The following is a 4,622-nucleotide window of genomic DNA, read 5'->3' on the forward strand; positions in this document are numbered from 1 at the left end:
TTCATTCATCAGCGGCGGCACGCAGCTACTTTCCCTGGTTCCCGCGCACGGCCTGTGGATTGACGCCAACTTCAAGGAAAACCAGTTGGCGCATATGCGTGCTGGCCAACCGGTGACCATCGTCGCCGACGTGCTGCCAAACCGCACCTTTAAGGGCTATGTCGCCAGCCTTGCGCCAGCGACCGGCTCACGCTTCAGTATTCTTCCTGCGGAGAACGCGACGGGGAATTTTACTAAAATCGTTCAGCGTGTGCCGGTGTGCATTGCGCTGGAAGGAGAAGACGCAAAACTTGGCATACTGCGCCCGGGGCTATCGGTGAGCGTCACCGTGAACGAAAAGAGCCAACGATGAGCACCGTTCAAGCGCTGCCTGCTTCACCGGTTCTGTCAATGCCGATGGCGAAAAAGATCTTCGCCTTCGCCAGCATGTGCGTGGGGATGTTTATCGCGCTGATCGATATCCAGATCGTGTCCGCCTCGCTGCGAGATATTGGTGGCGGCCTCTCGGCGGGCGACGATGAAACCGTCTGGGTGCAAACCAGCTACCTGATCGCCGAGATCATTATTATCCCGCTTTCCGGCTGGCTGGCACGGGTCATGTCGACGCGCTGGCTGTTTGCCGCTTCCGCGGCGGGCTTTACGCTGATGAGTCTGCTGTGCGGCTGGGCGTGGAACATCCAGAGTATGATCGTCTTCCGCGCCCTGCAGGGACTGGCGGGCGGGTCGATGATCCCGCTGGTTTTCACCACCGCCTTCGCCTTTTTTCAGGGCAAACAGCGGGTCATTGCCGCCGCGACGATCGGCGGCCTGGCTTCTCTGGCTCCCACGCTTGGCCCGACGGTGGGCGGCTGGATCACTGAAAACTTCAACTGGCACTGGCTATTCTTTATCAATGTCGTTCCAGGGATTTACATCGCGGTTGCCGTCCCGCTGCTGGTGAAAGTGGATACCGCCGACCCCTCGCTGCTGCGCGGCGCGGACTACTTTAGTATCCTGCTTCTGGCGGCGTCTCTCGGCTGTCTGGAATATACCCTGGAAGAAGGCCCGCGCTGGGGATGGTTTGACGACACCATCCTGGCGACGACCGGTTGGATCGCCCTGCTGTGCGGCATAGCCTTTATTATCCGCACCCTGCGCCATCCGCAACCGGTTATGGATCTTCTGGCTCTGCGGGACCGAACTTTCAGCCTCGGCTGCTATTTCTCATTTATGGCCGGCATCGGCATCTTCGCCACCATCTATTTAACCCCGTTGTACCTCGGTAGCGTGCGCGGCTTCAGCGCGCTGGAGATCGGCATGGCCGTATTTTCCACCGGCCTGTTCCAGATAATGGCGATCCCGTTTTATTCGTGGCTCGCCAACCGCGTCGACCTGCGCTGGCTGCTGATGGCCGGGCTATTGGGCTTTGCGGTTTCGATGTACAGCTTTGTGCCGATAACCCACGACTGGGGTGCCGACCAACTGCTGCTGCCACAGGCTTTTCGCGGGCTGGCCCAGCAGTTTGCCGTTGCGCCTACCGTGACCCTGACGCTGGGCAGCCTGCCTCCCGCGCGCCTTAAGCTGGCCTCCGGGTTGTTTAATTTAATGCGCAATCTCGGCGGCGCCATCGGCATCGCCCTGTGCGGTACGGTGCTTAACAACAGGACTAATTTGCATTACAGCCGCCTGGCGGATCATCTGAATAACACCAACCTGGCAATGAGCGATTTTGTTCAGCGCAGCGCAGCAAACCTTATCGCTCAGGGGCTCTCGCCAGATGCTGCTCATACGGCGGCGCTGAAGAATCTTTCTGCTCTGACGCTGCGAGAGGCGCGAACACAGGCGTTTTCCGATGCTTTCTATCTCATCATGATCGGTTTTTTGATGGCCGCGCTGCTGGTTCCATTAATGAAAAAGCCGCAGCCACACTGATATTACAGGAGAGTTGATTATGGGCGTTTCCGCTAAACGCATTGTCGTGACCGGAATGGGGATCGTCAGTCCTCTGGGCTGCGGCGTACAGCACGTATGGCAATCGCTGCTGGCAGGGAAGTCAGGTATTACCAAGCTTAGCGAGCAGATGGTTGAAGATATTCCCAGCAAAGTGGCCGGGCAGGTTCCGTCCATCGAACAGGATCCGCTGCACGGCTTCGATCCGCTGGCGACCATCCCGGCCAAGGAGCGCAAAAAGATGGATCGCTTTATCGAGTTTGCGCTGGTTGCCGCACGTGAGGCACTGACGCACGCCGGGTGGTTACCGGCATCAGCGGCAGAACAAGATCGCACCGCTACGGTCATCGCCACCGGGATCGGCGGGTTCAGCGAGATCGCCCAGGCGGTACAGACGACAGATGAACGCGGGCCGCGCCGCCTGTCGCCGTTTACCATCCCCTCTTTTCTTGCCAACCTGGCCGCCGGGCATGTGTCTATCGCCCATGGTTTCCGTGGCCCAATCGGCGCGCCGGTAACCGCCTGCGCGGCAGGCGCACAGGCCATTGGCGATGCCGCTCGGATGATCCGCAGCGGCGAGGCCGATATCGCCCTCTGCGGCGGCGCTGAAGCGGCAATCCACCGCGTTAGCCTTGCCGGATTTGCCGCAGCCAGGGCGCTCTCCAGTGCATCCAATGACCAGCCGGAAGCGGCTTCCCGCCCCTTTGACCGCGATCGCGATGGTTTTGTGATGGGCGAAGGCGCCGGGCTTATCGTGATTGAGTCACTGGAACACGCGCTGGCGCGCGGCGCCACGCCGCTGGCAGAGCTGGTCGGCTATGGCACCAGCGCAGATGCTTATCACCTGACCGCTGGCCCGGAAGACGGCAACGGCGCGCGTCGGGCCATGGAAATGGCCATTCGTCAGGCGGGGATCACAGCGGAAGAGATTGATCATATCAACGCCCACGCCACCTCGACTCAGGTAGGCGACAAAGGTGAACTGGCGGCGATTAAAAGCCTGTTTGGCACGCATCCTGTCGCCATTACGTCGACGAAATCAGCCACCGGCCATCTGTTAGGCGCGGCCGGCGGGATTGAGGCCATCTTCACCGTTCAGGCGCTGCGTGACCAGGTGGTGCCGCCGACGCTGAACCTGCATCACCCCGATGAAGACGCGGAAGGTCTGAACCTGGTGGCGCTTGCGGCTCGCCCGCAGGAGATGCACTATGCGTTGTCGAACGGTTTTGGCTTTGGCGGCGTCAATGCCAGTCTGCTGCTGAAACGCTGGGAATAATCGTTCAGTTCCCTTCAGGCAAAGGCCGGAGGGGGACTTCCACCAAGGCAAAATGCGGATGGATACTCACGGTTTATTTCTGTTTCTGAATGGCGCAGGATTTCGGGTCAGGGTCAGTTCTGAGTAAAGTCTTATTTTCGCTTACCGAAAGACCTACGTACCAGCAAATGCCCATCTTCAACCGATAGCTCAGCAGGTACAGCAATACAAACAGCGAGTTCGCTACCAACAGCCTGCCCTTTATTTTGAACCCTGTAGCCTAATCTACCCAATTCCTTTTCATTCATAGGGGAACGGTTTTGTCCTTCAAGCGCCCCACCCAAAAAAGTAACGTTAAAATCGATCATATTTACGCTCTCCCTCGAATACTGAAATTGGCGCTGTCTTCTGTACGGCTCCTCGGCAACACCTTCTGGGTAAGATGCTATCGCTTAAAAACCGAACTCGTCAACTTTTATTAGAAATAAAACAATACGTTACATAATAAAATTTGAGTAAGGGGGGCGGAGATCGCTATATAAATATGGGGTTTTCAGAAGTTGAGCTGCCACAAAAAATTTTGGCGTTGGCATCAGCTTCTGGCGTGGCTGGAAGCCGTGAAGTAAGACGATTGGGGTGGAATGCGCTCTCCTTTGCTATGTAGTAGAATGTGTCAACAACACTAGCCTCAATCATTTAATCACTGCAAAGAGGTCTACATGATTAGTTTGGTAAGAAAAGGAAATACATCAACCGGTGTGCATATGCTTCAAAAGTATAACGGGAAATTTCGTATTAAATGCTCTCGTGAGACATTGAAGCGGGCGACCTCGGTGGAGGTAAAACCAGAGTACCGCTATTTTTTCACAGGGAAAGACGAAATCTACCACTCAGAGTTATTCGAAAACATCGAAACAGGCAAGAAGGCATTGATCGATTTCATTTCGAAAACTTGCGGCGTTTCCTGCACAACCTAATTTTTTACAGGTCAATAGCATCCATTTAGCGCCGTGATGGGTATATCCATCGATCAGCGCCTCCAGGCGTATCATCAGATTTTCAGCGGTAACGATCAGTGAGTCAGGTGTGCATTATCGTATACACGAAACGGGGTAGAGCCTGTCCCTTTCCCGGACAGGTTAGGAATCCCATCATATCGCCTGTTTATCCCGCGCTAAGGTTGTCGTAAGCGCCGCTGTTTAGGAGAGGTTTAAAGCCCTGGTAATGGCATCTTTTGTTCATGTTGGACTGTCGCAGTATGAACGATGGAACGACTGCCAGCGTGGTGGTATGCTCCCTTATACCACTGACCACACACGCGACAGGTGCGGGCGTAGTACAATGGGTGGTTTAAGTTGTACTTGTAAAGCAGGACAACGTAACTGACTGAATAATCTAACTTATTGATTGTTCAGGAGAATTGGAGCGGGCGAAGGGA

General features: G+C 55.8%; 4 protein-coding genes. 3 read left to right on the top strand and 1 reads right to left on the bottom strand.

What is annotated here, in order from left to right; all coding sequences use genetic code 11:
• From ACZAHD_RS21690 to fabF, 3 genes are all read left to right on the top strand, one after another.
• The coding region (locus ACZAHD_RS21690; protein WP_462458581.1) for an HlyD family secretion protein at positions 1-352 on the top strand (352 nt) is incomplete at its 5' end.
• Complete coding sequence (locus tag ACZAHD_RS21695; protein WP_462458582.1) at positions 349-1,911, top strand: DHA2 family efflux MFS transporter permease subunit; 1,563 nt, start codon at positions 349-351, stop codon at positions 1,909-1,911. The genes ACZAHD_RS21690 and ACZAHD_RS21695, both read left to right, overlap by 4 nt.
• A gap of 19 nt (positions 1,912-1,930) precedes the next feature.
• The gene (gene fabF / locus ACZAHD_RS21700) at positions 1,931-3,205 is read left to right on the top strand and encodes a beta-ketoacyl-ACP synthase II (RefSeq protein WP_462458583.1); all 1,275 of its coding nucleotides are present in this window, start codon (positions 1,931-1,933) and stop codon (positions 3,203-3,205) included.
• A 131-nt stretch (positions 3,206-3,336) separates the two neighbouring features.
• Here the strand turns inward: fabF and ACZAHD_RS21705 are convergent, their stop codons facing one another.
• Positions 3,337-3,552, bottom strand: coding sequence for a hypothetical protein (locus ACZAHD_RS21705; RefSeq protein ID WP_462458584.1), 216 nt, complete (start codon positions 3,550-3,552; stop codon positions 3,337-3,339).
• Positions 3,553-4,622: the final 1,070 nt, after the last annotated feature.

The sequence above is a fragment of the Raoultella sp. genome (genome assembly GCF_039594335.1).
Taxonomy (GTDB): Bacteria; Pseudomonadota; Gammaproteobacteria; order Enterobacterales; family Enterobacteriaceae; genus Klebsiella.

Bases quoted from the DNA above. Each gene is read 5' to 3' on its own strand.
- ACZAHD_RS21695 (WP_462458582.1), top strand. From the start codon at position 349: ATGAGCACCGTTCAAGCGCTGCCTGCTTCACCGGTTCTGTCAATGCCG.
- fabF (WP_462458583.1), top strand. From the start codon at position 1,931: ATGGGCGTTTCCGCTAAACGCATTGTCGTGACCGGAATGGGGATCGTC.
- ACZAHD_RS21705 (WP_462458584.1), bottom strand. From the start codon at position 3,552: ATGATCGATTTTAACGTTACTTTTTTGGGTGGGGCGCTTGAAGGACAA.